Origin of the sequence: Streptomyces sp. NPDC127119 (assembly GCF_042677425.1) — a bacterium.
Classification (GTDB): Bacteria; Actinomycetota; Actinomycetes; order Streptomycetales; family Streptomycetaceae; genus Streptomyces.
On record NZ_JBHXTO010000138.1, the window covers coordinates 1 to 25,058 of the forward strand.

The following is a 25,058-nucleotide window of genomic DNA, read 5'->3' on the forward strand; positions in this document are numbered from 1 at the left end:
CCGTCCGGCGTTTGAGGACGAGCGCGGAGCGCGATACGGGGGCGAGGGGCGCAGCCCCATGCGTGGACGGGAACGGGTAGGGGCGGCGGGGGCGAGGGAAAAACGCCTGATCACACCCACCCCCCTGTCACAGGTGATCGACAACAAACCCGACCCCAGGCCGACAGGCCACCCCACGGGGTTACCCTCGCGCACAGAAGACCGCCGAGGTGGGGGAACACGGAGACAATGCGAGCACTGCGAATACTTCTGATCGTGACCATCGTCCTGGGCGGCCTCTTCGTCATCGCCGACCGCGTAGCCGTCGGCTTCGCCGAGGACGAGGCGGCGGACCGCCTGAAGACCAACGAGGGCCTGTCCAGCACCCCGGACGTCTCGATCAAGGGCTTCCCCTTCCTCACCCAGGTCGTCGGCGGCGAACTGGACGAGGTGCAGGTCGGCATCAAGGACTACGAGGCCGACACGAGCGGCGCGACGAACGGCACGGACGCCGCCGTCCCCGCCAAGATCCGCATCGACGACCTCACCGCCCAGATGCGGGGCGTCGCGTTCTCCGGCGACTACAGCTCCGCGAAGGCGGCCAGCGCGACCGGCACGGCCACGATCTCGTACGCCGAGCTCCTCAAGGCGGCCAAGGCCGAGCCCGTGGACGTCGCGACCGGCGTCACCGCCCAGGTGGTCGGCCTCTCCGACGGCGGCAACGGCAAGATCAAGGTCGAGGTGGAGGCGACCGTGCTCGGCACGAAGCTGCCCCGCCCGGTCTCCGTGCTCAGCTCGGTCAGCGTCAAGGGCGACAAGGTCGTGGTGAACGCGGACTCCCTCCCCAACCTGGGTGTGCAGCTCGCGGAGGACAAGGTCCGGCTGATCACCGACTTCCAGCAGAAGATCGACGGTCTGCCGGGCGGCATCAAGCTGGACAAGGTCGAGGCGGCTCCCAAGGGAGTCGACATCGACGTCAAGGGTTCGGACGTCAGCCTCGTCGGGTAGTTCGGGTAGGAGCGCAGGACGGCCGCCGTACAGGACGGCCGCCGTACCCCGGCCGTAGGAAGTGCCGTCCGCCGTCCGAAAGGCGAGACGGACCCGTCCGCACAGCAGATCCGCGGACGGCGGGACACGGGCCCCGTGGGCCGTGAAGGCCCAGAGGGCGTGCGGGGGCAGGTCGCGCGCCCCTCGCATCCCACATCGCGGACGATCGCGTCTCAGCATGCGACACGCCGGTGACATGTCCGGCTTTCCGTCCCTACGATCGACGGCATGACGCAACAGGCGGACTTCACGAAGCGGCGGGCAGTGGACCTGTGCCGCGTCGCCGCCATGCTCTGTCGCACCTTCTGAGCGGAAGCCTTCGTCCTTCCGCGAGCCGGGCCCTTCGACCTTTCCTGTCGGGGCCGCCCCCGCGCCGCGTACACCCGCCCGAGCGGTTCAGACCCCGAGCGCGTACCGCGTCCGCACCTCTCACCGCCGCACAGCCCCGCCGTAACTGCCCCGGAGGAGAACGAGCATGAGCCGCAGTGACGTCCTGGTAGACGCCGACTGGGTCCAGGAGCACCTGGACGACCCGAACGTGGCCGTCGTCGAGGTCGACGAGGACACGTCCGCGTACGAGAAGAACCACATCAGGAACGCCATCCGGATCGACTGGACCAAGGACCTCCAGGACCCGGTCCGCCGTGACTTCGTCGACCAGGAGGGCTTCGAGAAGCTCCTCTCCGGCAAGGGCATCGCGAACGACACCCTGGTCGTCCTCTACGGCGGCAACAACAACTGGTTCGCGTCCTACGCCTACTGGTACTTCAAGCTCTACGGCCACGACAACGTGAAGCTCCTCGACGGCGGCCGCAAGAAGTGGGAGCTCGACTCCCGCGACCTCGTCGACGGCTCGCAGGTCCCCGAGCGCGCCACGACCGACTACAAGGCCAAGCCGCAGAACAAGGCGATCCGCGCCTTCCGCGACGACGTGGTCTCCGCGATCGGTTCGCAGAACCTGGTCGACGTGCGCTCGCCCGACGAGTTCAGCGGCAAGCTGCTTGCGCCGGCCCACCTGCCGCAGGAGCAGTCGCAGCGTCCGGGCCACGTCCCGTCCGCCCGCAACATCCCGTGGTCGAAGAACGCCAACGACGACGGCACCTTCAAGTCGGACGACGAGCTCAAGGAGCTCTACGCCGACGAGCAGGTCGACCTCGCCAAGGACACCATCGCGTACTGCCGCATCGGTGAGCGTTCCGCGCTCACCTGGTTCGTGCTGCACGAGCTGCTCGGCGTCGAGAACGTCAAGAACTACGACGGCTCGTGGACCGAGTACGGCTCCCTCGTCGGTGTGCCGATCGAGCTCGGCGCCAACAAGTAACCCTCACGGCCACAAGGACTCAAGGACGGAAACGAAACATGTGTGGAGCGAAGGCCGGCGGCCCCGACGCCTCGACGATCAAGCCCGGTGAGACCACCATCCAGGGTCACGTGACCAAGGACGGCGAGCCGGTGGTGGGCTATGTCCGCCTGCTGGACTCGACGGGCGAGTTCACCGCCGAGGTTCCGACCTCGGCGACCGGACAGTTCCGGTTCTACGCGGCCGAGGGCACCTGGACCGTTCGCGCCCTCGTTCCGGGCGGCACGGCCGACCGTACGGTCGTCGCTCAGACGGGCGGCCTGGCCGAGGTGGCCATCGCCGTCTGAACCACCGCTTGAACCGTCCGGCGGTTCGCACCGTATGAACGGCCGAAGGGCCGCACCCCCGGGGGTTGGACGTTTTCCGGTACGGGGTGTGGCCCTTCGGCTCGTCCCGGTTGTCCCGAACCGGTCTACGCTGGACGTATGTATGCGCGAAGGCGGCACGTCTACTTCGCCATGATGGGGACGTGCATCGGGCTGTTCGTACTGGCCTGGGGAGTCGTCCGGCTCTGGTCGGTCCCCGTGGCCGTGGGCATGTGCGTCGTGGCGATGGTGATCCCGCCGCTCGCCGCGATGACGGCCAACCGGCGGGGCCCCGACGACCGCTGGTGGGACGACCCCTCGGGCGACAACAAGTCCGACGAGTGGTGGGACGAGCTGGACGGCAAGAAGCGCCGGCGGTAGGGACTCCGAGGGGCCGGGGCTCTCAGTAGACGAGCGCCTGGGTGTCGTCGGCCAGGGCCTCCTGCACGAAGACCTGCGCGCCCGCGATCCGTACGCCGTCGATGACGTCCTTCTCGGAGATGTCCCGGCGGGCCGCGCACTGCGTGCAGAGGGTGAGACGGCCGCCGGCCACGATCGAGTCGAGCAGGTCGGGCAGCGGGGCCGCGTGCGGGAGCTCGAACTCGGCGGCACGGCCGGGCAGCGCGAACCACGCGGACTCCCCGGTGAGCCAGAGCGAGACGTCCACCCCGCTGGCCACGGCGACCGCCGCCACCGTGAAGGCCTGCGAGCAGCGTTCGGGGGCGTCGGCCCCCGCCGTCACCTTGATCACGAGCTTCTTCGCCATGAGCCGAATCGTAAGGGGCTCGATGGGCGCGATGGGCCGACCGGCGGCCCTCGGAGAGAGCGCCGGTTCCCGCCCGTCTAGAGTGGGGACCGGCTCTGTACTGCCCACCACCGCGCCACCCGAGGAGCACCCCGTGCTTGAGTACTTCTTCGAAGTCCTGCTGATCCTGGTCTGTGTCGGCGTTCTCGCCTTCACCGGGCTCGCCGTGAAGAAGCTGTACCAGGGCCAGCGCTGACCCCCATCAAGGAACTGCCGACCTCATGATCGAGATCCCGTCCGACCTGCACAAGGACCTCGTCCCCCTCGTCTTCCTGCTCGGTGAGTGGACCGGCGCGGGCGTTCACGACTTCCCCGGTGCCGAGAAGTGCAACTTCGGCCAGGAGGTCAGCTTCACCCACGACGGCCGGGACTTCCTCGAATACCACTCGCACACCTGGGTCCTCGACTCCGAGGGCAACAAGGTGCGCCCGCTGGAGTCCGAGTCGGGCTTCTGGCGCATCGACAAGGACCGCAAGGTCGAGGTCGTGATGGTCCGCGACGACGGTGTGGTGGAGATCTGGTACGGCGACCTGGCCGCCAAGCAGCCGCAGATCGACCTGGTCACGGACGCGGTGGCCCGCACGGCCGCCTCGGGCCCGTACAACGGCGGCAAGCGCCTGTACGGATACGTGAAGAGCGACCTCATGTGGGTCGGCGAGAAGCAGACCCCCGAGGTCCCGCTCCGCCCGTACATGTCGGCGCAGCTCAAGAAGGTCGTCAGCCCCGACGACGTGGAGCGCTGGGCGAAGGCCCTCCCGGACGACATGCCGGACGACGGCATCGCTTTCTTCAAGTAGTCCTAGACTTCCGGTGTGGTGAGCACTGGAAGCAGCACCGAAGGCACGGGCGCGGACACGACGGGTGCGGGCGCCGACTGGAAGAGCGATCTGCGGCAGCGCGGCTATCGGCTCACGCCCCAGCGGCAGCTCGTGCTCGAAGCGGTGGACACCCTGGAGCACGCGACTCCCGACGACATCCTCGTGGAAGTGCGCAAGACGGCCTCGGGCGTCAACATCTCCACGGTGTACCGGACCCTTGAGCTCCTGGAGGAGCTCAAGCTGGTCTCGCACGCGCACCTGGGGCACGGCGCGCCCACGTACCACCTCGCGGACCGGCACCATCACATCCATCTGGTCTGCCGCGACTGCACGAACGTCATCGAGGCGGACATCGAGGTCGCCGCAGACTTCACGGCCAAGCTGCGCGAGACCTTCGGCTTCGTCACCGACATGAAGCACTTCGCGATCTTCGGCCGCTGCGAGGAGTGCGCGGCGAAGTCCGGCAGCACGGCCAGGTCCGGCAGCGCGGCGGAGTCCGGCGGCGCCGGGAAATAAAATCGGCCACCGCACGGTCGTAGGCTGTGTGGATATGAAGAGCCCTCTGCTGTCCCTGCCCGGTGCCGTTCCCGCCGAGGGAGTGGACGAAGGCGTAGCCGCCCATTACGGCGACCTGTTCCGCGAGCAGCGTGCCCTCGCCGACGGCACCGGTTTCGTGGACCTCTCGCACCGCGGGGTGGTCGCCGTCACCGGTTCTGACCGGCTGAGCTGGCTGCATCTGCTGCTCACCCAGCACGTCAGCGACCTCCCGGCCGGCCGGGCCACCGAGGCGCTGATCCTCTCCGCGAACGGCCATGTCGAGCACGCGCTGTATCTCGTCGACGACGGGACGACGACCTGGGCGCACGTCGAGCCCGGCACGCAGGACGCGCTGATCGCGTACCTGGAGTCGATGAAGTTCTTCTACCGGGTCGAGGTCGCCGACCGCACCGGCGATCTCGCGGTCGTGCATCTGCCCGCCGGTTCCATCGCCGAGGTCCCCGAGGGTGTCGTCGTACGCGAGACCTCGTACGGGCGGGATCTGTTCCTGCCGCGCGCGGATCTGGAGTCGTTCGCCGAGGACGCGGGCGAGGACGGCGTCAAGCACGGGCCCGCTGTCGGGCTGCTGGCCTACGAGGCCCTGCGCGTCGAGCAGCACCGGCCGCGTCTCGGTTTCGAGACCGACCACCGCACCATCCCGCACGAGCTGGGCTGGATCGGCAGCGCGGTGCATCTGCAGAAGGGCTGCTACCGCGGCCAGGAGACCGTCGCCCGCGTCCAGAACCTGGGCAAGCCGCCGCGCAGGCTCGTCTTCCTGCACCTGGACGGCAGCGAGGTCCATCTGCCGCCGCACGGCACGGAGTTGCGTCTCGCGGACGAGGGCGCGGAGGGCCGCAAGATCGGTTTCATCACGACGTCCGTACGCCATCACGAGCTGGGCCCGATCGCCCTGGCCCTGGTCAAGCGGAACATTCCCCTCGACGCCCGGCTGACGGCCGACGAGACGGCCGCCGCCCAGGAGGTCGTGGTCGAGCCGTAGGCCACGGGGCCACGGACCGACCAGGCCTCACATGTCGATCAGTACCGTGAACGGGCCGTCGTTCGTCAGCGAGACGCGCATCTGCGCGCCGAACCTGCCCGTGGCCACCGTCGCGCCCAGCGAACGGAGTTGGGCCACGACCTCGTCCACGAGGGGCTCGGCCACATCGCCGGGGGCCGCCGCGTTCCAGGTGGGGCGCCGGCCCTTGCGGGCGTCCCCGTAGAGGGTGAACTGGCTGATGACGAGCAGCGGCGCGTCGATGTCGGAGCACGACTTCTCGTCGGCCAGCATCCGTACGGACCAGAGTTTCCGGGCCAGTTGGGCCGCTTTCTCCTTCGTGTCCTCGTGGGTCACCCCGACGAGGACGCACAGTCCCTCGCCGTCGATCTCCCCGACCGTCTCACCGTCCACGACGACGCTCGCGCCGTCCACCCTCTGCACCACCGCACGCATGTGGTCCATCATGCCGTGCGTCCGGCCGACGCCGTCACGCGCACCGGACGGCCCCCGACGGCAGCGCCACGACCTCCGTACGGGGTGTTTCTTATTGATCCTTAACAGTCCATCTGGGGCCGATCGGGGGCACTCGGTCACATAGCGGCCACTTGGGGTGGCACGATGCTCACACGCGCCGGTCGAGGGGACGGTTGAGGCACATGAGCACACCGAGTACGGGGCAGTCACCCGGGTTCGTTTCGCTGATCCGGGGGGAGCCGCCGGGGGCGCCGACGTCGATCCAGGCGGTGCGTCCGCCCACTCAGCGAACGGACAGTCCGATGCCGCAGCCCGTGCCCGCCGCACCCGAACTGGGTGTCCTGCTCCTGCCCGAACTGCGCAGCCTGCGCAGGGACGCGCAGCGGGACGAGGCCGATCTGAGTTACGTACGGAGGCTGTTGCAGGGGCGGATCGACATCCTGCGGGCCGAGGTGGGACGGCGTACGGAATCCCCCCGGGAGGGCCGGGACGACGGCCACGGGGCGCCGGCCGTCGGGGAGGCGTCGGTCGTCGCGCGGCTGTCGGAGATCCTGACGGACGGGCCCGCCAGGCACCGTTCGTCGGCGCGGCACGTGACCGTGGGGACGCCGTACAGCGAGGAGTACCGGCTGCTGGCCGCCGAGATGCTCTCCGAGGTCGAGCTGTCCGACCTGGAGGCGCGTACGGATCTGGAGCTGAGCACCGCGATGGGGCGGCTCGTGCGGTACGAGCAGCAGGTCTCGCGGCGACGGCAGCAGCTGCAGCGCACGGCCGACGACTGCAGCGCGGAGATCGCCCGCAGATACCGCGAGGGCGAGGCCCAGATCGACGACCTGCTCATGTAGCGGGTGGGCGGGCGTGGGGCGTGCGCCAGATGTGCGGGACGGGGCCGGCCGCACCCGGCTTCCACGCCCTGGTCACCGGCGCCGTAATCCGCACGACAGCCTCCGGACCGTATGCCTAGCGTGGGCGCATGAGCACGCACCAGGACATCGACGTACGCCCCATCCGTGACGACGGGGTCCCGGAGTGGACCCGTGCGCTGAACACCGGGTTTCTCCGGCCGCCGAGTGTGTCGGAGGCCGAGATCGCGGACCGCGGCGGCTACCTCGTGCCCGAGCGGACGCTGGGGGCCTTCGACGGCGAGCGGTGCGTGGGGACCTTCCGTTCGTTCCCGCAGGAGATCACGGCGGTGGGCGGCGCGGCCGTGCGGGCCGCCGCGATCACGAACGTGACCGTGACCTCCACCCACCGCAGGCGGGGCATCCTGACGCGGATGATGGCCCGGGAACTGGCCGCCGCCGAGGAGCGCGGTGACGTCGTGGCGACGCTGATCGCCGCGGAGTACCCGATCTACGGGCGGTACGGGTTCGGGGCGGCGACGACGGCCGCCGAGTGGACGGTCGACGTCCCGCGGACGGGGCTCGACCCCCGCCTGGCCGGCCCCGAGGACGGCGGCCGTGTCGACCTGGTGGACGGCGACGACGTACGGAAGGCCGGGCCGGAGCTGTACGAGCGCTTCCGGCGGGCGCAGCCGGGCGCGGTCGACCGGAGCGAGCGGTGGTGGCGGATCGCCACCGGTGCGCTGCTGCTGGACCGGGTCTCGTGGACCGAACCCTTCCACGCGGTGTACCGCGATGCGCGCGGTGAGGCCGAGGGGCTGCTCTCGTACACCGTGGACGACCGCTGGGGGGACGCGAAGCAGCCGATGCAGACCGCGAAGGTCACGGACCTGATCGCCGTCTCGCCGGCCGCGGAACGCGCCCTGTGGCGGTACGTCTGCTCGATCGACTGGGTCACGCGGGTCAGGACGGGGTGGCGGGCGCCGGACGACCTGCTGCCGCATCTGCTGCCCGATCCGCGCGCGGCGGCGATCACCTCGCAGGCCGACTGGCTGTGGGTACGGATCCTGGACGTCGTGGCGGCCCTGGAGGCGCGTACGTACGCGGGGACCGGCACCCTCGTCCTGGAGGTGGTCGACGGGCAGGGGTCGGCCGGGGGCCGGTACCGGCTGGATGCCTCGCCCGAGGGCGTCAGCTGTGCCAGGACCACCGAGGACGCCGAACTGACCCTGGGCATCGCCGAGTTGAGTGAGCTGTGGCTCGGGGGCGAGTCCGTGGTGCGGCTCGTGGCGCTGGGCCGGGTCCGGGAAGAACGAGCGGGCGCCGGCCCGGTGGCCGACGCCCTGCTGCGTACGTCCCGGCGACCGTGGTGCCCGGACATCTTCTGATCCTCTTGCTCCTGATCCTCTTGTTTCTGCTTCTGCTTCTGCTTCTGCTTTCGCCTCCTTTCCGCTCTCGGTCTGTTGGTGCAGGTCATCCGTAGCGATTCAGTTGTTGTGCGGTGGTGCGGTGGTGCGGTGGTGCGGGCCGACCGGGCTCCCGGCTCCCCTCCGGAAGGGAACCCGGTCGGCCGGACTGACGGGCGGTGAGGCCCGGTCAGCCGGACTGGGCGAGCAGCAGCACGAGGATCACGGCCCCGATGCCGCCGATCATTGAGTTCTTGGCCTTGACACCGATGGCGAGGGCGACGAAGGCGACGACGCCCATCACTCCGTACTTCACCTGGAGCAGTTGCTCCAGGCCGATGGCGAGGGCGGCGACGAGGATGGCGATGAGCGGCATGCGGTCCCTCCTTCGGGACGGGGAGGCGGACCCCCGCTGGGACCGATCCACCTGATCGCCTGTGCGACTCTGGCGGCCAACCCCCCGGAAGCCTGACCATGTTGCTCAAGTTGGTGACCAACTTCAATGAAGTTATCTCCACTTGGATGCGTCTCATAACCACCTTCTCGATAACTGCCCAAAGATGGCGCGAAGTTGTAGTGTTTGGCCGTGGACCCGGAACACGTCGCCGTCAATGGGCGGAAGAGGGCACAACGGCCACAGATGTCACACCGCGAGGTGGCCGACGAGCTGCGCAGCCGGATCGTGTCGGGTGAGCTGCGGGCGGGAGAACGCATGCCCACCCAGGCCAGGCTGGCCGACGAGTTCGGAGTCGAGCGCGGGACCGTACGGCAGGCGCTGCGCATCCTGCAGTCGGAGAGCCTGCTGTCCAACGTGTCCAAGGGCAGTCCCGCGACCGTCGCCGACAGCGTGGAGAAGGCTCTGACCGGGCCGGCGGCCCCGCCGCGGACCACCATGGTGGCGCTGGCCTCACGGATCACGGCCGCCTTCTCGGCACCCCATGTGGAGATCGACGCCCTGTGCCTGACGGCCGTCTCCCTGACGCTCGCGATGGGCGAACCGCTGCGCCTCATCCACGAGGGCCGATTAAAACCGGCCAGGATCGACGTGCGCGTGCTCCTGCCGTCCCGCGACATCGATCTCGCCTTCCCGGCGGCGGTGGACGCGACGGAGGACGGGGAGCGGGTGCAGCGGCGGTGGCTGGCCCAGCGCAACGCCCAGGGGCAGGTCCTCAAGCACAACCTGCTGGCGTTGCGGACGACGCACGGCATCGACGTACACATCACGTTCAGGGCCCTGCCGTTCACTCCGCCGGTGAAGTTGTACCTGCTCAACGAGGCGGAGGCGCTCTTCGCGTACTACACGCTGTCGCGGCGGGGCGCGGAGATCGACAGCGAGTACCTGGAGACGTACGACGCCGAGGGGACCCAGTCGACGCTGTTCGCCTTCGAGCAGGGGGAGGGGCTGCGGGCCACGACGTTCGTGGAGCAGTCGCATCTGTGGTTCAACGCACTGTGGGAGACCATCAGCTCGGAGCTGGTGCTCACGGGCTGAGATCTCCCACTTGTACGGTGCCTGGTGTGCGTCGTGCGGGCGGGCTGTCGCCGCAGGTCATAGGGCAGGTCCCGCGAACATCAGCGCCAGGACGACGGCCCCGATCGAGCTGCAGGTGGGGCTTTTCATTTTCAGGCCCACGGTGAGCAGCAGCAGTCCGACGGCGCCGCTGGGGCCGTACTGCCATTCCACGAACTGCTCGAATCCGACGACGAGGAGGGCGGAGAGAAGGGCTATGGCGGGCATGGTGGATCCTCCTTCGGGGCTTGCGGGGGCGGGCGGGAGGAGTGCGATGGTGCTGTGGTGCGATGGAGAACGGTGGTGCGTGAGTCGTGTTCCGGTGCCGCAGAGGCGCGGGACCTTCCCATCTGCCAACTATGTGCGAGAGGAAGGAGAACTTCCGCCATCTTCACCAAGTTGGCAACCAACTATGCTTAACTTATCCCCAGTTGGTACCTATCTCAAAACAACTTTCAAACAACTCCCCATAGATGGGCCAAAGTTGTAGCGTTTGGTCGTGACCCAGGAGAACGTGGCAGTGAACGGCAGCAGAAGGCTCTCGCCGCAGGAGATCGCCGACATCCTGCGGGACCGCATCCGCGCGGGCGACCTGCGCGCCGGCGACCGCCTGCCCACCCAGGCCGAGCTCGCCGAGGAGTTCGGCGTGGAACGCGGCACGGTCCGCCAGGCCCTGCGCGCCCTCCAGGACGACGGCCTGCTCAGCAACGTCAGCAAGGGCAGCCCGCCACGGATCGCCGAGGTCACCCACACCCGGGACGAACCCCAGCCGACGATGGTCGCGCTCGCGCCGCGGCTGGTGGAGGCGTTCGCCGCGCAGCACGTACGGATAGACGTCGTCTGCCACACGGCGGAGACCCTGATGCTGGCCATCGGCGATCCGGTCCGCCGGATCCACGAAGGCACCCTGCGCCCCGAGTCGATCGACGTCCGCATCCTGGTGCCGTCCCGGGAGATCACCCTCGCCTTCCCCGTCTCCGTCGACAGCGACGCCGACGACGACCCGGTCCACCAGCGCTGGCTGGACATGCGCAACGCCCAGGGACACGTCCTGCGGCACAACCTCCGCGCCCTGCGCTCCTCGCACGGCATCGACGTGAAGGTCACGTTCCGCGCGCTGCCGTTCACCCCGCCGGTCAAGCTCTACCTGCTCAACGGGCAGGAGGCGCTGATCGGTTACTACGTCCTCACCCGGCGGGAGGAGCCGTACGAGAGCCAGACCCTGGAGATGTACGACGCGCTGGGCTCCGAGTCGCTCCTCTTCTCCTTCCTGACGCGCTCGGGGCAGCGAGACGGCGCGTTCGTGGAGGAGTCGCAGAAGTGGTTCGACGGACTCTGGGACACCATCACCACGGATCTCACGCTGACGTGAGCGCCCCGAGGGCCAGAAAGCGGCGGACGCCCTCTGGGAAACGATCGTCGTGAAGCCGACACTCTCTGAGTGACATTCGAAACCGAACAGTTCGAGCTGCTGGCGGGCGAGGCCGAGAAGTTCCATGAACTGGTGGGACGGGCCACGTGTGTCCTCTTCGACTTCGACGGGCCGATCTGCCGGCTGTTCGCGGGCCACTCCGCGAAGTCCATCGCCACCGACCAGGAGGAATGGCTGGCCGCGCGCGGGCTGGCCGGGGTGCTGACCGAGGGGGAGCGCAGCAGCCGTGACCCGCACTGGGTGCTCAGCGAGGTCGCCGGGCGCCACCGCGGCAGCGATCTGGTCGTCGAACTGGAGGAGTGGCTCACCCAGCAGGAGCTGAAAGCGGTGGCGCGCGCGATGCCGACGGCGTACGCCGATCCGCTCATCCGCACCTGGCGATCCGTCGGTGCGCGGCTCGCCATCGTGACCAACAACTCGGACCGCGCCGTACGGGCCTATCTGGAGAGCCGTTACCTGGTGGCGTACTTCGCGCCCAACATCTACGGCCGCACCCGGGACCTGAGCCTCCTCAAGCCCCACCCGTACACCCTGAACCGCGCGCTGAGTGCGCTCGGGGCCGCGCCGGACACCACCTTGATGATCGGCGACACCCCCTCGGACCACGCGGCGGCCCTGAGCGCGGGCGTCCACTTCCTCGGCTACGCCCGCAACGAGGAGAAGGCACAGCTGCTGCTGGACGCGGGGGTGCCCCGATGGGGCATCGTGCGGTCGCTGGAGACGGTTTTGCGGGCTGTGCGGGGTGGGGCTGTGCGAGGCGGCAGCGGGTCGTAGCCCGCGCCGTCATCGGCTTCCACCGTCGAAGCATGTCGTCGGCGGCCCGGCGGTAGGTTCGGTGCGTGGATACTTCACGATCGGCGGATGGCGGAGGCGGAGGCGGAGAGTCCACGCAGGCACGCGTGGAGAGCGTGCTCCGGGAGCAGATGGAGAACGGGACCTATCCGCTGGAGGCCCGGCTGCCCTCGCAGCGACAACTGGCCGACGGGTTCGGGGTCAGCCGGGACACCGTCCAGCGGGTGCTGGCCCGGCTGACCGAGGACGGACTGATCGAGACCCGGGGCGGCAGCGGCACCCGGGTGATCAGGGTCCCGAACTCCCGGCCCCAGTCCCCGCAGTCCCAGAGGCCGGGGTCCGCATCGCTCAAGCCGCTGATCGAGCAGGCCTTCCAGCAGACCGAAGTGTCCTTGGACGTCGCCACACTCACGGCCGAGACCCTGCTGCGGCATCTCAGGAACCAGCATGACCTGATCGCCCTCGAAGGAGCGAGCGCACCGGAGAGGCTACGGATCCGCATGCTCCTGCCGTGGACGACGGAACGGCTCGCCTACCCTCGCGCCCTGGAGGCCGGGGACACCCGGATCTGGGAGCGCTGGCGCACCATGGTCCGCGAGAACGGCATCCAACTGGACGAGCTGAAGGCCGGCTTCGCGGGCCTGGGGGTGGAGACCGAGGTCGAGATCCGGCGTATTCCGGTGACACCCCAGTTCAAGCTGTACGTGATCAATGACGAGCACATGCTGTTCGGGCCGTACTCGGTGCTTCCGCGCACGATCAAAGTTCCTCGCGAGGGCCACCCCGACGAGGACGAGACCGTCGACTCGCTGGACGTGCTGGGCCTCGGCGCGACCCTGTCGTACCACCGCCTGGAGGCGGACGAGAGAACGCACGACTCCGTCTTCTTCACCAGCATGACGGAGTGGTTCAGCTCAAACTGGAACCACATTTAATAGGGCCGTTCTAACGCGCACCCCTTTCCTCCGGAGGCACCCATCGTGGATCCGCGATAACGGGCCGCTCGGGCTTTATGTACTGCAGTTTCTCCCACAGGTTTCGATACCATTCCATGTGATGTTCCGCAACCTCTCGTGTGGCCCGAGAGTTAGATCGCAAGTCCCACCCGATGATACGCGCCTTTCCATATCGGAGACCAAAACCTGCGGTGTCAAGAATTCGGTGAGAGTTTCCTTGCCAGGAAACGCGCGCCTCCATGATTCCGTACGGCTGGTGGAATATTTTTTCTTGATTCAGGATATAGAACTTGCGCTCCGGTATGTATGGTGATTCTCGGACCTCGCACGAGATGGTTATGTGCGGATTTCTCGCGTGTACTCGGTCAAGCAGATCATTGAGGTCATTCCAGTTGGGTTTGGTGTAGTTTTCCTGCATCCGAGTCCGGTTTGCCTCGGAGTCCGCAAAGTACACCGTCCCGGTGGGTAGTCCGGCGCTCTCCGGAGCGGAACGAAGTCCCCCCGGGAGGCTCATTGGTAAATTGAGATGAGCGACGATAATGCATAATGTCAGCTCTTGTGCGTTCACTTTTTCGTCCCCCAGCCTGTCAAGCGATGCCCGGAGCAACTTGAGTAATGTCTCCATGCTGAAACCGGAGAAGTCGATGCGAATATACCGCGCCTCAAAGGCCTCTTCTATCGGTTGCAGAAGATTATTCAGGTCGGCGAGTACGTAAACGCCCGAGTATTCTTTCGGCTCCGAATCGCTGACGGCGTCGAAGAGTATGAGCGCGATGAAGGCTGCGAGTGAACTGCCGAGGAAACTCTCCCCGTCCAGCCAGTTTCCGAGGGGTTCGACAATGTCTGCCGTGATACATAAGACGGCAATGGAAGCCAGCAGCCACTTTATGATGCGGGGCTTCCATGCGGCGAGTAAATAGCCTATGTGTTCGATTCTCGATGGACCGCTGCCCGCTGGACTGCGAGAGGACATCCACTACCCCCTGTGCGCCGCGGACGCGAGGCGGCGACGATGCCTGTCGAGCTTCCCAGGGGCACCATGATGCCCCGATCAACCCAACCGCACCAGAAGGTCAGTTGGCTGCTGACAACTGTTTGGCGGCGATGATGAGGGGGTGGTGTGAGGGCACCACCCAGTCGGCCGCACGATTCCTTATGTCCGCCGCACGCTCCGCCGACCGGGTGTATCCGATGAAGCGTGTACCTGCCGCCCGCGCAGCCTCCAGGTCGGTGAGCTGATCCCCAAGCATCAGGCAGGCGGACGCGGGTAGATCCAGGCGGCTCACCGCGCGATTCACGGAATCCGGGTCAGGCTTCATGTGTCGCAGCTCGTGCGGGTCGCGCCCCGCAACGGTGTCGAACTTGGCCTGAAGCCCCAAGCTCTTGAGGAACTCCCAGATCGGACCGTCGGAGTTGTTACTCACGATCGTCAGGCGCATGTCCAAGTCCCGCAGTGCGTCCACGAGCTCGATGAGACAGGGCGCCGGCGCGGCGCATCTGACAGCCGTGTGTTCGTGACGGGTCACAATGGCCTCCGCCTGTTCGAGCGCCGCACGGTCGCGTGGGGCAAGCGCCGGCCGTTCGAACATGTCCCTCACGCACTGGAGGGCTTCGTAGGAGTCCTCGCATTTCTCCAAGTCCGGATCCAAGACTCCCCATGCGTTGCGCACCGCATCCTTGATCTCGCATGCGACGGGAGTGGTCGAGATACCGTCGAAGAGGTCGGTGACGGGGCCGTCGAAGTCGAACAGCACTGCGCGCGAACGGCCGAGCAGCCGTCGCAGGGATTGCTGTTCATCGGGTACCCCGCTCATGGGCTAACTCCCCGTAATCGTTCGGTGCGAACCAGGACGGGCCATGCTGCCAGAATCTCGGATCATTGGGCAATTCGGTCATTGATACGCATGTCTCCGCATACGCGTGTTCGTGTTCGTCGTCGACCGGAGTTAACTTCGACGCGTAAGCGGGTTTCCTATGCGAGGGTCGCTGTCATGGGAGTAGCTTGCTTCCACTTCTGTGTTCTCCAGAAGGGTTCGAGGCGAGAAAGACGGCGATGGCACCCCAGGTGAATTCCCATGCTCGGCGGAGGTCGGTCGAGTTGAGCGGTGGCGCGGATGCAGTCGATGGACCACTCCGTGGGTACCATCATGAAACTTATGTGTTTCCGCTGCCTGGGGCGGCGGAAACGAGGCGGCAGGTTCGCTGGAAATGCCGCGAGCCGTACAGTGAACTGTTGTGGTTCGATCGCAGGTGCTTTTCCTCGGAGGAGCAGCTCCTGAAATCCATCGGGCAGCGAATCGCCGGCATCCCGGAGATTTTCGAGGTCAGCGGTACCGTTTTGCAGCGGTTCATCGAAGGGGAAACGCTCGGATCTTTCCATCAATCCGGGACGAGAGTTCCCGATGGCCTGTTCAATCAGATCGTTAAGTTGTTCTCCGAGTTGGTTGCGGTAAGTCCTAGTGCTCTTGACATCGAGCGAATCTGTAAGGCTGATGACCGCCCCTTGGATGGCGACACTGATGGTTTCCTCGAACGTCTCATCGAGTTCTCCGAACATCGTGTCTACGAGCAGAACTCGGAGCGATTCGCGTTGCTCTTCCAGGCGCTCGGTGTGGATTTCGACTCGTTCAAGAGGCTCCGGAAGCACGTGTCCGGTCTGCAGAAGCGGCCTTTTTGTCTGCTGCACGCCGACCTGCACCGTGAGAACTTCATCGTCGATCCCGACCGACGACTCTGGACGATCGACTGGGAACTGGCGATGTTCGGTGATCCGCTCTACGACCTCGCGACCCACCTCTACTTGATGCGCTACCCACCGAGGCAGGAACGGCAGATGGCGGAGGAATGGTGCGCAGCCGTGGAGAAGATCCGTCCGGGCAGTTCGAACGGTATGGACGTGGATCTGCCAAGACTCATCGACTTCAAGAGGGTGCAGTCCGTTTTCACTGATGTCATCCGCGAGGCCCTTTCGTTGGGGGTCGAGCCTGACCGTCACCGGCGTCAGTTCGCTCACGCAGGAGCGAAACTGCGGAAGATCCTGGCTGCCTCTGCCCCGCCGCTGGGGCTGGATTCTGTACCGAGTTCCACTCGCATCGCGGCGGCGCTCGAACGATGGCATCACGAACAGGCGGATGAGGCACCTCCGGAAAAGTAGGTATCGCATCATTCACCGACAGTGATCGGAGGTTGTCCAAATGGTGACACGAGGTGAAAGCGGTCACTTCAGTCACTAATCTCTGCGTGCATGTTCTTCCCTCAGTCTCGTGGGGTGCGCCAGTCACTGGTTCGATTCTTCGCGGAAGCGCGCCGCAGCGGTCGCGACGGGTTGGTGGTTTCCGGCCACCACAACACCAACCGCATCGCCCACCTGCGACAGCCGCTGGCATTCCTGTTGGGAGCGGAGTCCGGGAAGGTCCTCGCCAAGTTTCGTACTCCCCTCCCGGCTGTGGAGGTCGTACCGCGGATTTGGCCGTGCGAGTCTGAGGTGCTGCGGGCGGTCGCGGCGCATTTGGGTGAAGTCCCCAGTTGTCTGGCGGACTTCGACACCTGGTCACTGCACGGCTATCTCGACGGGCGGGCGCTGGCCGACGAGAACCCCGGGGGGCAGCTCGGCAGCGCACGGTTGCTGGAGCTCGCGGAGTTCTTCGCCCGCCTCGCCGGGGTGCCCGTGGGCGAGTTGCCCCCGCTGCCGGAGGACTGGCCCGACGAAGGGGACAGCCGGGGTTTCCTCGCCTGGCTGGCCCGGTTCGCCGAACAGAAGGTGCACCAGTCCAATCGGTCGCGTTTCGGCGGCCTCTTCGACGCGGTGGGCGTTCCGGTGGACGCGATGGACCGCTTCATGAGGTCGGTGCCGAAGCTGACCGGCCGTCCGTTCTCCCTGCTCCACACGGACGTCCACCGGGCCAATGTGGTCGTCGTGTCCGACTCCGAGGGCGGGCATCTGTCGGTCATCGACTGGGAACTGGCCCTGTACGGGGACCCGTTGCACGATCTCGCCACCCACCTGGTGCGCATGAACTACGACAAGCCGGAACAGGACCTGATGACCCTCATGTGGACGGACGCCATGCGGCGCGCCGGCCACGGGGACATGACCGACGGCATGGACGCGGATCTGCCCGTCTATCTCGGCTTCGAGTACGCGCAGTCGGTGTTCCCCGATGTGATGCGCGCGGCGCTGGCCTTGCCCGGCCGCCTCGGCCAGCGGGACTTGGCCGAGGCGGCCGAACGAATGAGCCGGGCATTGCGCCGAGCTCGGGAACCACTCGGTCTCACGGACGATGCCCCGGACGTACGGGATGTCGGTGCGGCATTGCGCGAATGGCGGGCCAAGGACACGGTGGACCGTACGGAGCACACAGGGATGGGGGCAACCGCGCGGGAGTGACCCGTGGGTCAGGTTTGCCGGTACTGCGGTGACGCGAATGGAGCGGTATGGCTGCCGACGTCGGCGAGGTCGAGGATGTCAGGGGTGCTCGGAGACTGCTCGCGGGCGCGCGGTGCGTGCTCTTCGACTTCGACGGTCCGATCTGCCAGCTGTTTCCCGGTGACCGGTCGAGACCGGTTGCCGACGAACTCCGCGCCATGACAGACGCGTTCGGCGCCGGAGACGTACTGACGTCGGAGGAACGCGTCGACAAGGACCCGCATGCCGTGCTGAAGGCGGTGCATCGGGCGGGGCGGAACCGGTCCCTGCCGGGCCTGTTGGAAGCGCTCGAAGGGCTGGTGGTGTCAGGCGAGGTGGAAGCCGCGCGGAGGGCGTGGCCCACACCCGACGCCGACACCCTGATCGACCTCCTGTCGAAGCGGCGCACGCGGATGGCCGTGGTCACCAACAACTCGCCCCTGGCCGCCGAGGCCTATCTCGACGACAAATGTCTGCGTCGGCATTTCGACGTCATACAAGGCCGTACCGCCGACCCCAGCCGTATGAAGCCCGACCCCGACGTGGTGTTCCGCGCCCTGCGAGACCTGAAGTTCGCCTCCCAGGACGCGGTGATGATCGGTGACACCGGCGCTGACGTCGATGCGGCGGGACGGGCAGGTGTGGCCTTCATCGGCTACGGCCGCAACGCTGGGAGACGAGAACACCTGCGCGCCGCCGGGGCGACGGTCGTGATCGGCTCGTACGGTCCGTTGCTCCGGCAGGCGCGGCAGCCGTGGGAAGCGCGGCAGGGGGAGGCCGACGAGTCCGAAGACACCTTTGCCGGTGGGGCAGCGGGCCACCACGGAGGCGGTGACCGGTAACAGCGTTTGTCGGCCGGGTGGCCGCGTCCTTAAGGTTCCGAAGCGGTTGTCGCCAAGGGGACGGCGCCAGTCCGGAAAATGCGTAGGCTCGGGGCATGGGCGAGACGGGTGCGTGGGGCGCGGCTGATGCGGGCGGTGCGCTCGGGGTGAGGGGCGCGGTGGGTGCCGTGGGCGCCATGGGACTGCGTGAGCGCAAGAAGCTGCGGATGTACCAGGACGTCTCCGACATCGCCATCTCGCTCTTCCTGGAGAAGGGGTTCGAGCGGGTCTCCGTCGCGGAGGTCGCCGCCGCGGCCGAGATCTCCAAACCGACCCTCTTCCGGTACTTCTCCTCCAAGGAGGACCTCGTCCTGCATCGGTTCGCCGATCATCAGGCCGAGGCCGCGCGGGTGGTCGGGGGCCGGGCACCCGGGCAGTCCGCGATCGATGCCCTGCGGCTGCACTTCCTGGCCGGCGTCGAGCGGAGCGACCCCGTGACCGGGGTCAACGACGATCCCCAGGTTCTCGCCTTCCACCGGCTGCTGTACGGGACCCCGTCGCTCGTGGCCCGGCTGTACGAGTATCTGGAGCGTTCCGAGGCCGCGCTGGCCGCGGCCCTCGGCGGTGACCTGGAGGCGCGGCTCGCCGCCGGGCAGATCGTCGCCGTCCAGCGGATTCTCGCGATGGACAACTGGCGGCGGATCGCCCAGGGCGAGGGCATCGCGAAGGTGCGCCAGGACGCCGTCGCCGCCGCCGAGGCCGCCTTCGCGAGACTGGCGGCAGGCCTCCCGGCGTACGAGATGGAGTAAAGAATGTAACTCGGTTACGTTATTCCGGTACTCTTGCCCGAATGACGTCAGCCGACCCCGATCGCGCCCTCGCCGCCTCCCTCCGCCGTGAGCGCGGCTACCACGACCTCTGCCGCGCCGCCCTCGCCGCCATGGTCGACGGCGCCCAGGAGCACGTCGTCACCGGAGAGGACGTGTCCGCGTCCGGCGCCGACGCCGAAGTGCTCGGGTACGCGCTCCGGAGCCGCGCGAAGGAGATGCGGGAACTGCCCCAAGGGCCGCTGTTCTTCGGCCGGTTGGACTTCCGGACGGGTCCTGCGGGCGGCGATCACGCCGGGCAGAGCTATCACATCGGGCGCCGCCGGATCAGCGAGCATCCCGCGGCCCCGCCCCTCGTCGTCGATTGGCGCGCCCCCGTCTCCCGCGCCTTCTACCAGGCGAGCGCCCGCCGTCCACAGGGTGTGGGCGTACGGCGGCGGTTCGGCTGGGCGCCGGGCAGCCGAGGGGAGTCCGCCGACCTCACGGGACTTGAGGACGAGCACCTCGGGGATGGCGGGCACCTCGGAAACGTGGGACCGCAGACCCTCCGGCCGCAGACCCCCCGGGCGGAAAACCCCCGGCCGGAGAGCCGCATCCTCGCGAGCGAGATCGAGCGCCCCAGGGTCGGCCCGATGCGTGACATCGCGGCGACCATCCAGCCCGACCAGGACGACCTCGTACGGGCCGACCTCGCCGTGTCCGTCTGCGTGCAGGGCGCCCCCGGCACCGGCAAGACGGCGGTCGGGCTGCACCGGGCCGCGTACCTGCTGTACACCCATCCGCAGCGCATCCGGCGCGGCGGACTGCTGATCCTCGGGCCGAACCCCACCTTCCTCTCCTACATCGCGGAGGTGCTGCCCGCGCTCGGCGAGACCGGGGTGCGGCAGTCGACGATCGGTGACGAGATCGGCCGGCATCCGGTCGTGGGCGAGGACGACGAGAGCACCGCCGTCGTCAAGCACGACGCCCGCATGGCGCAGGTGCTGCGGCGCGCCCTGTACGCGCGGGTGAACCCGGCGGGGGGCGAGGGTCTCGGCGATCTCGCCGTGCCCGACGGTTCGTACCGCTGGCGGGTGTCCGCCGGCACGCTCGCGAGGATCGTGGCGGGCGTACGGGCCGAGGAGCCGCCGTACGCCGTCGGACGTGAGCGCGTACGGACCCGGGTCGTGCGGCACGTACAGGCGCAGGCCGAACGGCGGGCCGGGCCCCAGTCCAGCGCCTGGCTGCAGAAGATCTCGCGGGCGCGGCCCATCGGCGCGTACGTCGACGCGGTGTGGCCCAGGGTGAGGCCGGAGGAGGTCGTCGCGGAACTGCTCGGCGATCCGGACGCGCTGGCCGCCGCGGCGGACGGGGTGCTGGACGCGGACGAGCAGAAGTCGATCCTGTGGGCCCGGCCGCCCCGTTCGTGGAAGTCCGCCCGCTGGTCCGCGGCCGATCTGGTCCTGCTCGACGAGGTCGCGGGCCTGGTCGAACACCCGGACGGCTACAGCCACTTGGTCATCGACGAGGCCCAGGACCTGTCGCCGATGGAGTGCCGGGCGATCGGTCGGAGGGCCGCCTTCGGGTCGGTCACGGTCCTCGGCGACCTCGCCCAGGGGACCACGCCGTGGGCCGCGCGGGAGTGGGGCGAACTGCTCGCCCACCTGGGGAAGCCCGAGGCGTCGGTCGTGCCGTTGACCACCGGTTTCCGGGTGCCCGAGGCGGTGGTCGCACTGGCGAACCGCGTGCTGGCCCGGCTGGACGTGGGCGTGCCTCCGGGGCGCTCCCTGCGCAGGGACGGCGAGCTGCGGATCCGCCCGACGGACCCCTCGGACGTGCTGCGCGAGACGGCCGAGTGCGTCCGCCGCGCGCTCACGTACGAGGGGTCCATCGGGGTCGTCGCCGCCGACCCGGACGTCGTACGGGTGCGGGAGGCGCTCGGGGCCGCCGGGATCGAGGCCGCCGAGGTGGACCAACTGGGCGCCCGCGTCACGGTGTTGGGAGCCGGTGTCGCGAAAGGGCTCGAATACGACCACGTCGTGGCCGTGGAACCGGCCGCGATCGCGGAGAGCCACGGCGCTGGGGCAGGAGTGGGTGAGGGGCGGGGGCTGCGCCGGTTGTACGTCGTACTGACACGGGCCGTGTCCAGGCTGGACGTCGTGCACGCGCGGCCACTGCCGTTCGAATGATCCGGGTCATATGGGTGAGGGGTGGCTTGGGGTGGGCTAGGGGGTCGACCCGGTCTGCGCGGTTGCCGTGGTCGGCCCGTCCAGTACGGGGATCAACTGCTCCTCCTCGTAGGTCAGATGCGCCTCCAGTGCCAGGGTGAGGCGCTCGACCTCCTTGCGTACGTGCTCGGGGTCCACCGGGACTGTCCCAGCTGCCGGGCCTGCCGGGCCTGCCGCGCGTGCCGGGGCCGTGCCGATGACCTGTTTCAACTCCGCCGTCAGTTCGGCGATCCGCTCGTGTTCCTCGCGCAGTCGGTCGAGGACCGGGGCGAGGTCCGGGTGGCTGTCGGCCAGGAACGGGAACATGGCGATGTCCTCGCCGGTGTGGTGGTTGTGCAGCCCCTGGCAGAACGTCAGGCAGTTGATACGGAGCTGGGCGCCGAGCGTGGGGCCCGCGTTGCCGATCTCCTGGCGGATCAGGGCGAGTTCGCGCCGGAAGGCGTCGTGGATCAGCTGCACGTACTGGCCCATCGAGGAGGCGCCGACGTTCGGCGGACCGTCGCTCGGGTTCTGGTGGAGGACGACCACCGGGATGATCCGGCTGGTCCCGGCCTGGTAGTCGGCCCAGCCGGGTTCGGCCTCGACCGCGCGGGCGAACGCGTCGTCACGCGCGATCCCTTCCAGAACCTCGGCCGTGGCCTCGTACGTGAACACCCCGCTCTCGACGGTGACCTGCGGATGCGCGACCAGGTTGTGGAACCAGTCCGGATGCTTCGGAGCACCGGCCGCCGAGGCGATGACCAGCACGTCTCCGTCCCCGTCGGCGTAGTACGCGACCGGAGTCGTGTGCCGTTCCCCGGAACGGGCTCCCGTGGTGGTCAGGAGGATCAGCCGGGCGCCCTCGAAGGGGCCGCCGACCTCCCCGGCGTTGGCGCGGAATTCTTCGATGATCTGCTGGTTGAAGGCGTTGGGCATTCTTTTCTCTCTGCTGGATTCATTCCGGAAAAGGGCATGGGGAATCGCCGCGGGGCGAATTGCACACCGTGCACGGTGGAACCCGCGGTGAATTGAGCGCAGGGCGGCGCAACGGAACGCAGCGCAACAGAGCGCGGATGCGCATGCGGTGAGGAAGGTGAGGGCGCGCGACGAGACGTACAGGCACGAGACATGCAGGCACGAGACGTGCGGGCTCGCGCGCGAAGGCACACTTGGCGGCAACGTGGTGCGGCACTGGGTGCGAGTACGCGTGGGGGTGGGGGCGGCCCTCTGGCCCGCCCGGGCCTCACTCGGAGGCCGGGAACCCTACTGTTTCTTGGCCAATGGCCGACCCGGCAGTCACGGCGAAAATGCTAGGGGAATTCGCGCGTCCAGGCAATGGTGTTCAGGAAATCAGGTGTCGCAAAGGCTCTTTTGGCGAGCCGTGACCGGTGCACGGTGGACCGCCGGCACCCCTCCGTGGTCGACTCCTTGCCATGAGTCTGTCGGTCGATGTGTACGTGCCCCGCGCGGAGGGCGGCATCGAGGTGCTGGACATTCCGCCCGGGTGCTCCGACGCGGCGGGCCGGGAGGACTGGCGCACCGAGGTGTGGGGGTCGGAACCGGTCCGTTCGCTGGGCGCGCGGTTCCTTCCGCGGCTCGCCACCGAGGACCTCACCGTGGCACCGGACGAGATGCCCGCCTTCCTCGCCGAGTGCGATCTCCTCCGTACGCATCTGGGGCGGATCGCCGGACACACCGACGACGTGAGCCGCGCCGGTGACCTGAGCCGCGCCGATGACGTGGGCTTCGCCGCCGACGTGCGCCGCAGCCTGGACAACATCGTGGCCGCGGCCCGGCGGGCGGCGGACATCGGGGGCGGGATCATCATCTGGTAGGCGACAGCCGCAGCCGCAGCCGCAGCCGCAGCCGTGGCGATGGCGATGTCGATGTCACGTTCGCGAACCCGCCGGTGTCTTCATGCCGTTCACGCTTCACGCTTCACGCCGAGCCGAAACGGCAGACGTCCGAGGAGGACCAGACACCATGGCACTACGCATCACGAAGGCGGAACTCCCCGCCGAGGTCGAGGAAGAGCTGATCAAGCAGTTCGGCACGGTCCCCGAGCCCTTCGCGGTGACCGCGCACAACCCCAAGGTCGCCCAGGACTCCTCCGAGATGGGCGGCAAGGTCAACGAGTGGGACATGGCCGACGAGGGTCTCAAGACGTTCGCGCACATGGCGGTCGCGGCACTGGTCGGCTGCGGTTGGTGCCTCGACATCAACTACTTCCAGGCGCTGAACAAGGACCTGGACCTGACCAAGGCGAGCCAGGTGCCGCGCTGGCGGGAGTCGGAGGTGTTCACCCCGCTGGAGCGGGACGTGCTGGGGTACGCCGAGGCCATGACGCACACCCCGCCGACCGTCACCGACGCGCAGTACGCGAGTCTGCTCGACCGGCTCGGCGAGGCGGCCATGGTCGAACTCACCGCGTCCGTCGCCTTCGCCAACCTGGCGACCCGGAACAACTCGGCGCACGGGATCAGCTCGCAGGGCTTCTCCGACGCGTGCGGAATCCCGCTGTCCGCGCGACTGGACGAGCGACCGGATGAGCGGTCGGATGCGCGGCTGGATGCACGGCCGGACGCGCGTCCCGCCGAGTCCGGCGTGGTGTCGACGGCATGACCGGTGACGCCGATCCGTTCGTCGTCCATCGCGCCCTGCTGTTCACGGTGGCCTACGAGATGCTCGGGTCGGCGGCCGACGCCGAGGACGTACTGCAGGAGTCCTGGCTGCGGTGGGCCGACATCGACCGTTCGCAGATACGCGACCCGAGGGCGTACCTCGTCCGGGTCGTCACACGGCAAGGACTCAACCGGCTGCGTACGTTGTCGCGCAGCCGGGAGGAGTACGTGGGTGAGTGGCTCCCGGAACCGCTGCTGACCAGCCCCGATGTCGCCGAGGACGTCGAACTCGCGGAGAGCGTGTCGATCGCGATGCTGACCGTCCTGGAGACGCTCGGGCCCACGGAACGGGCGGTGTTCGTGCTCCGCGAGGTCTTCGAGATGCCGTACGGCGAGATCGGCGAGGCCATCGGGAAGTCGGCGGCCACGGTGCGGCAGGTCGCACGGCGGGCCCGCGAGCACGTGGCCGCCCGGCGACCGCGGGTGCGGGTGAGCCCGTCGGAGCAACAGGCCGTCGTGGGACGGTTCCTGCTCGCGCTGCGGACCGGACGACTGCGGGACCTGATGGAGATCATGGCGCCGGACGTGGTGCTGGTCGCCGACGGAGGTGGGCTGGTGCCCGCCGCGACGGCTCCGGTCCACGGGGCCGAACCGGTCTCGGTGCTGCTCGCGCGCGTGAGCCAGGTGGCGGCGGTGGCCGGGACGACGACCGGGACCACGGCCGTGTGGCTCAACGGCGCACCCGCGGTACGGATCGAGATCGGCGGCGAGTCGGCAGCGGTGAGCCTCGTCGTGGAGGAGGGGCGGGTCACCCGGATCTACGTGGTGAGGAACCCGCACAAGCTGACACGGCTGGACGAGCCGGCGGAACTCGCCAGGTAGGGGGAACGGGTGGCGTGGGTGTTCCGGCGGGGCGGGGCGGATGTCCACCGCCC

At 68.2% G+C, this 25,058-nt stretch carries 29 protein-coding genes; 22 read left to right on the forward strand and 7 right to left on the reverse strand.

Features of this window, described 5'->3' with window-relative positions:
* Window positions 1-228 precede the first annotated feature (228 nt).
* The 4 genes from ACFVH5_RS36175 (at window position 229) to ACFVH5_RS36190 (ending at window position 3,072) form a co-directional block, all read left to right on the forward strand.
* Window positions 229-987 (forward strand): DUF2993 domain-containing protein, encoded by a 759-nt coding sequence (locus ACFVH5_RS36175; RefSeq protein ID WP_385837926.1) that lies wholly within the window; start codon window positions 229-231, stop codon window positions 985-987.
* A 514-nt stretch (window positions 988-1,501) separates the two neighbouring features.
* Window positions 1,502-2,347 carry a sulfurtransferase gene (locus ACFVH5_RS36180; protein WP_385837927.1) on the forward strand — a complete coding sequence of 282 codons (846 nt, stop codon included), beginning with the start codon at window positions 1,502-1,504 and terminating at the stop codon, window positions 2,345-2,347.
* 38 nt (window positions 2,348-2,385) lie between these two features.
* Entirely contained in the window at window positions 2,386-2,673 is a 288-nt protein-coding gene (locus ACFVH5_RS36185) for a DUF1416 domain-containing protein (RefSeq protein ID WP_055513194.1), read from the forward strand.
* A 138-nt stretch (window positions 2,674-2,811) separates the two neighbouring features.
* On the forward strand, window positions 2,812-3,072 hold the full coding sequence (locus ACFVH5_RS36190) for a DUF3099 domain-containing protein (protein WP_384813064.1): 261 nt from the start codon (window positions 2,812-2,814) through the stop codon (window positions 3,070-3,072).
* Window positions 3,073-3,094: 22 nt separating this feature from the next.
* Here ACFVH5_RS36190 and ACFVH5_RS36195 read toward each other — a convergent pair whose 3' ends face one another.
* Window positions 3,095-3,457, reverse strand: a complete 363-nt coding sequence (locus tag ACFVH5_RS36195) for a DsrE family protein (RefSeq protein WP_107015259.1) — start codon at window positions 3,455-3,457, stop codon at window positions 3,095-3,097.
* Here ACFVH5_RS36195 and ACFVH5_RS36200 point away from each other — a divergent pair.
* Genes ACFVH5_RS36200 through ACFVH5_RS36215 form a run of 4 tightly spaced genes read left to right on the forward strand, consistent with a single transcriptional unit; the run spans window position 3,456 to window position 5,851 of the window.
* Window positions 3,456-3,692 carry a hypothetical protein gene (locus ACFVH5_RS36200; protein ID WP_385837952.1) on the forward strand — a complete coding sequence of 79 codons (237 nt, stop codon included), beginning with the start codon at window positions 3,456-3,458 and terminating at the stop codon, window positions 3,690-3,692. The genes ACFVH5_RS36195 and ACFVH5_RS36200 overlap by 2 nt on opposite strands.
* Window positions 3,693-3,717: 25 nt before the next feature.
* Window positions 3,718-4,293: an FABP family protein gene (locus tag ACFVH5_RS36205; protein WP_210881211.1), complete on the forward strand. Its 576-nt coding sequence runs from the start codon at window positions 3,718-3,720 to the stop codon at window positions 4,291-4,293.
* A gap of 15 nt (window positions 4,294-4,308) precedes the next feature.
* The gene (locus ACFVH5_RS36210; RefSeq protein WP_385837929.1) at window positions 4,309-4,830 is read left to right on the forward strand and encodes a Fur family transcriptional regulator; all 522 of its coding nucleotides are present in this window, start codon (window positions 4,309-4,311) and stop codon (window positions 4,828-4,830) included.
* Between the two features lie 34 nt (window positions 4,831-4,864).
* A complete protein-coding gene (locus ACFVH5_RS36215) occupies window positions 4,865-5,851 on the forward strand; it encodes a YgfZ/GcvT domain-containing protein (RefSeq protein WP_385837931.1) in 987 nt (328 codons plus the stop codon).
* 27 nt (window positions 5,852-5,878) lie between these two features.
* On the opposite strand, the gene dtd is transcribed toward ACFVH5_RS36215, so the two are convergent.
* A complete protein-coding gene (dtd, locus tag ACFVH5_RS36220) occupies window positions 5,879-6,304 on the reverse strand; it encodes a D-aminoacyl-tRNA deacylase (RefSeq protein ID WP_385837932.1) in 426 nt (141 codons plus the stop codon).
* 203 nt (window positions 6,305-6,507) lie between these two features.
* Between dtd and ACFVH5_RS36225 the strand changes: the two genes are divergently transcribed.
* Together ACFVH5_RS36225 and ACFVH5_RS36230 are read left to right on the forward strand one after the other, a co-directional pair.
* Window positions 6,508-7,170: an aerial mycelium formation protein gene (locus ACFVH5_RS36225; RefSeq protein WP_385837933.1), complete on the forward strand. Its 663-nt coding sequence runs from the start codon at window positions 6,508-6,510 to the stop codon at window positions 7,168-7,170.
* Window positions 7,171-7,298: 128 nt separating this feature from the next.
* On the forward strand, window positions 7,299-8,555 hold the full coding sequence (locus ACFVH5_RS36230) for a GNAT family N-acetyltransferase (RefSeq protein WP_385837934.1): 1,257 nt from the start codon (window positions 7,299-7,301) through the stop codon (window positions 8,553-8,555).
* A gap of 208 nt (window positions 8,556-8,763) precedes the next feature.
* On the opposite strand, the gene ACFVH5_RS36235 is transcribed toward ACFVH5_RS36230, so the two are convergent.
* Window positions 8,764-8,949, reverse strand: coding sequence for a hypothetical protein (locus ACFVH5_RS36235; protein ID WP_385837935.1), 186 nt, complete (start codon window positions 8,947-8,949; stop codon window positions 8,764-8,766).
* A gap of 264 nt (window positions 8,950-9,213) precedes the next feature.
* Here ACFVH5_RS36235 and ACFVH5_RS36240 point away from each other — a divergent pair, with 264 nt between their 5' ends.
* Complete coding sequence (locus ACFVH5_RS36240; RefSeq protein WP_385837936.1) at window positions 9,214-10,065, forward strand: winged helix-turn-helix domain-containing protein; 852 nt, start codon at window positions 9,214-9,216, stop codon at window positions 10,063-10,065.
* A gap of 57 nt (window positions 10,066-10,122) precedes the next feature.
* On the opposite strand, the gene ACFVH5_RS36245 is transcribed toward ACFVH5_RS36240, so the two are convergent.
* Window positions 10,123-10,311 carry a hypothetical protein gene (locus ACFVH5_RS36245; protein WP_210881204.1) on the reverse strand — a complete coding sequence of 63 codons (189 nt, stop codon included), beginning with the start codon at window positions 10,309-10,311 and terminating at the stop codon, window positions 10,123-10,125.
* Window positions 10,312-10,576: 265 nt separating this feature from the next.
* On the opposite strand from ACFVH5_RS36245, the gene ACFVH5_RS36250 reads away from it, so the two are divergent.
* The 3 genes from ACFVH5_RS36250 to ACFVH5_RS36260 all read left to right on the forward strand — a co-directional run bounded on the left by ACFVH5_RS36250 (window position 10,577) and on the right by ACFVH5_RS36260 (window position 13,242).
* Window positions 10,577-11,455, forward strand: a complete 879-nt coding sequence (locus tag ACFVH5_RS36250) for a GntR family transcriptional regulator (RefSeq protein ID WP_385837937.1) — start codon at window positions 10,577-10,579, stop codon at window positions 11,453-11,455.
* A gap of 69 nt (window positions 11,456-11,524) precedes the next feature.
* Entirely contained in the window at window positions 11,525-12,289 is a 765-nt protein-coding gene (locus ACFVH5_RS36255) for an HAD family hydrolase (protein WP_385837938.1), read from the forward strand.
* 125 nt (window positions 12,290-12,414) lie between these two features.
* Window positions 12,415-13,242 (forward strand): GntR family transcriptional regulator, encoded by an 828-nt coding sequence (locus ACFVH5_RS36260; protein ID WP_385837939.1) that lies wholly within the window; start codon window positions 12,415-12,417, stop codon window positions 13,240-13,242.
* Window positions 13,243-13,252: 10 nt separating this feature from the next.
* On the opposite strand, the gene ACFVH5_RS36265 is transcribed toward ACFVH5_RS36260, so the two are convergent.
* Both ACFVH5_RS36265 and ACFVH5_RS36270 read right to left on the reverse strand, forming a co-directional pair.
* A complete protein-coding gene (locus tag ACFVH5_RS36265; protein ID WP_385837940.1) occupies window positions 13,253-14,236 on the reverse strand; it encodes a hypothetical protein in 984 nt (327 codons plus the stop codon).
* Between the two features lie 100 nt (window positions 14,237-14,336).
* Window positions 14,337-15,077 (reverse strand): HAD family hydrolase, encoded by a 741-nt coding sequence (locus tag ACFVH5_RS36270; RefSeq protein WP_385837941.1) that lies wholly within the window; start codon window positions 15,075-15,077, stop codon window positions 14,337-14,339.
* 344 nt (window positions 15,078-15,421) lie between these two features.
* Between ACFVH5_RS36270 and ACFVH5_RS36275 the strand changes: the two genes are divergently transcribed.
* From ACFVH5_RS36275 to ACFVH5_RS36295, 5 genes are all read left to right on the forward strand, one after another.
* On the forward strand, window positions 15,422-16,417 hold the full coding sequence (locus tag ACFVH5_RS36275) for a phosphotransferase family protein (RefSeq protein WP_385837942.1): 996 nt from the start codon (window positions 15,422-15,424) through the stop codon (window positions 16,415-16,417).
* 174 nt (window positions 16,418-16,591) lie between these two features.
* Window positions 16,592-17,650, forward strand: a complete 1,059-nt coding sequence (locus ACFVH5_RS36280; RefSeq protein ID WP_385837950.1) for an aminoglycoside phosphotransferase family protein — start codon at window positions 16,592-16,594, stop codon at window positions 17,648-17,650.
* Window positions 17,651-17,766: 116 nt separating this feature from the next.
* Window positions 17,767-18,510, forward strand: a complete 744-nt coding sequence (locus tag ACFVH5_RS36285; RefSeq protein WP_385837944.1) for an HAD family hydrolase — start codon at window positions 17,767-17,769, stop codon at window positions 18,508-18,510.
* 167 nt (window positions 18,511-18,677) lie between these two features.
* The gene (locus tag ACFVH5_RS36290; RefSeq protein ID WP_385837951.1) at window positions 18,678-19,298 is read left to right on the forward strand and encodes a TetR/AcrR family transcriptional regulator; all 621 of its coding nucleotides are present in this window, start codon (window positions 18,678-18,680) and stop codon (window positions 19,296-19,298) included.
* 41 nt (window positions 19,299-19,339) lie between these two features.
* Window positions 19,340-21,484 carry a HelD family protein gene (locus ACFVH5_RS36295; protein WP_385837945.1) on the forward strand — a complete coding sequence of 715 codons (2,145 nt, stop codon included), beginning with the start codon at window positions 19,340-19,342 and terminating at the stop codon, window positions 21,482-21,484.
* 36 nt (window positions 21,485-21,520) lie between these two features.
* On the opposite strand, the gene ACFVH5_RS36300 is transcribed toward ACFVH5_RS36295, so the two are convergent.
* Window positions 21,521-22,438: a nitroreductase/quinone reductase family protein gene (locus ACFVH5_RS36300; protein ID WP_385837946.1), complete on the reverse strand. Its 918-nt coding sequence runs from the start codon at window positions 22,436-22,438 to the stop codon at window positions 21,521-21,523.
* 497 nt (window positions 22,439-22,935) lie between these two features.
* Between ACFVH5_RS36300 and ACFVH5_RS36305 the strand changes: the two genes are divergently transcribed.
* The 3 genes from ACFVH5_RS36305 (at window position 22,936) to sigJ (ending at window position 25,005) form a co-directional block, all read left to right on the forward strand.
* A complete protein-coding gene (locus ACFVH5_RS36305; RefSeq protein WP_385837947.1) occupies window positions 22,936-23,337 on the forward strand; it encodes a hypothetical protein in 402 nt (133 codons plus the stop codon).
* A gap of 148 nt (window positions 23,338-23,485) precedes the next feature.
* Complete coding sequence (locus tag ACFVH5_RS36310) at window positions 23,486-24,124, forward strand: carboxymuconolactone decarboxylase family protein (RefSeq protein WP_385837948.1); 639 nt, start codon at window positions 23,486-23,488, stop codon at window positions 24,122-24,124.
* The gene (gene sigJ / locus ACFVH5_RS36315; RefSeq protein ID WP_385837949.1) at window positions 24,121-25,005 is read left to right on the forward strand and encodes an RNA polymerase sigma factor SigJ; all 885 of its coding nucleotides are present in this window, start codon (window positions 24,121-24,123) and stop codon (window positions 25,003-25,005) included. The genes ACFVH5_RS36310 and sigJ overlap by 4 nt, the downstream gene beginning before the upstream one ends.
* Window positions 25,006-25,058: the final 53 nt, after the last annotated feature.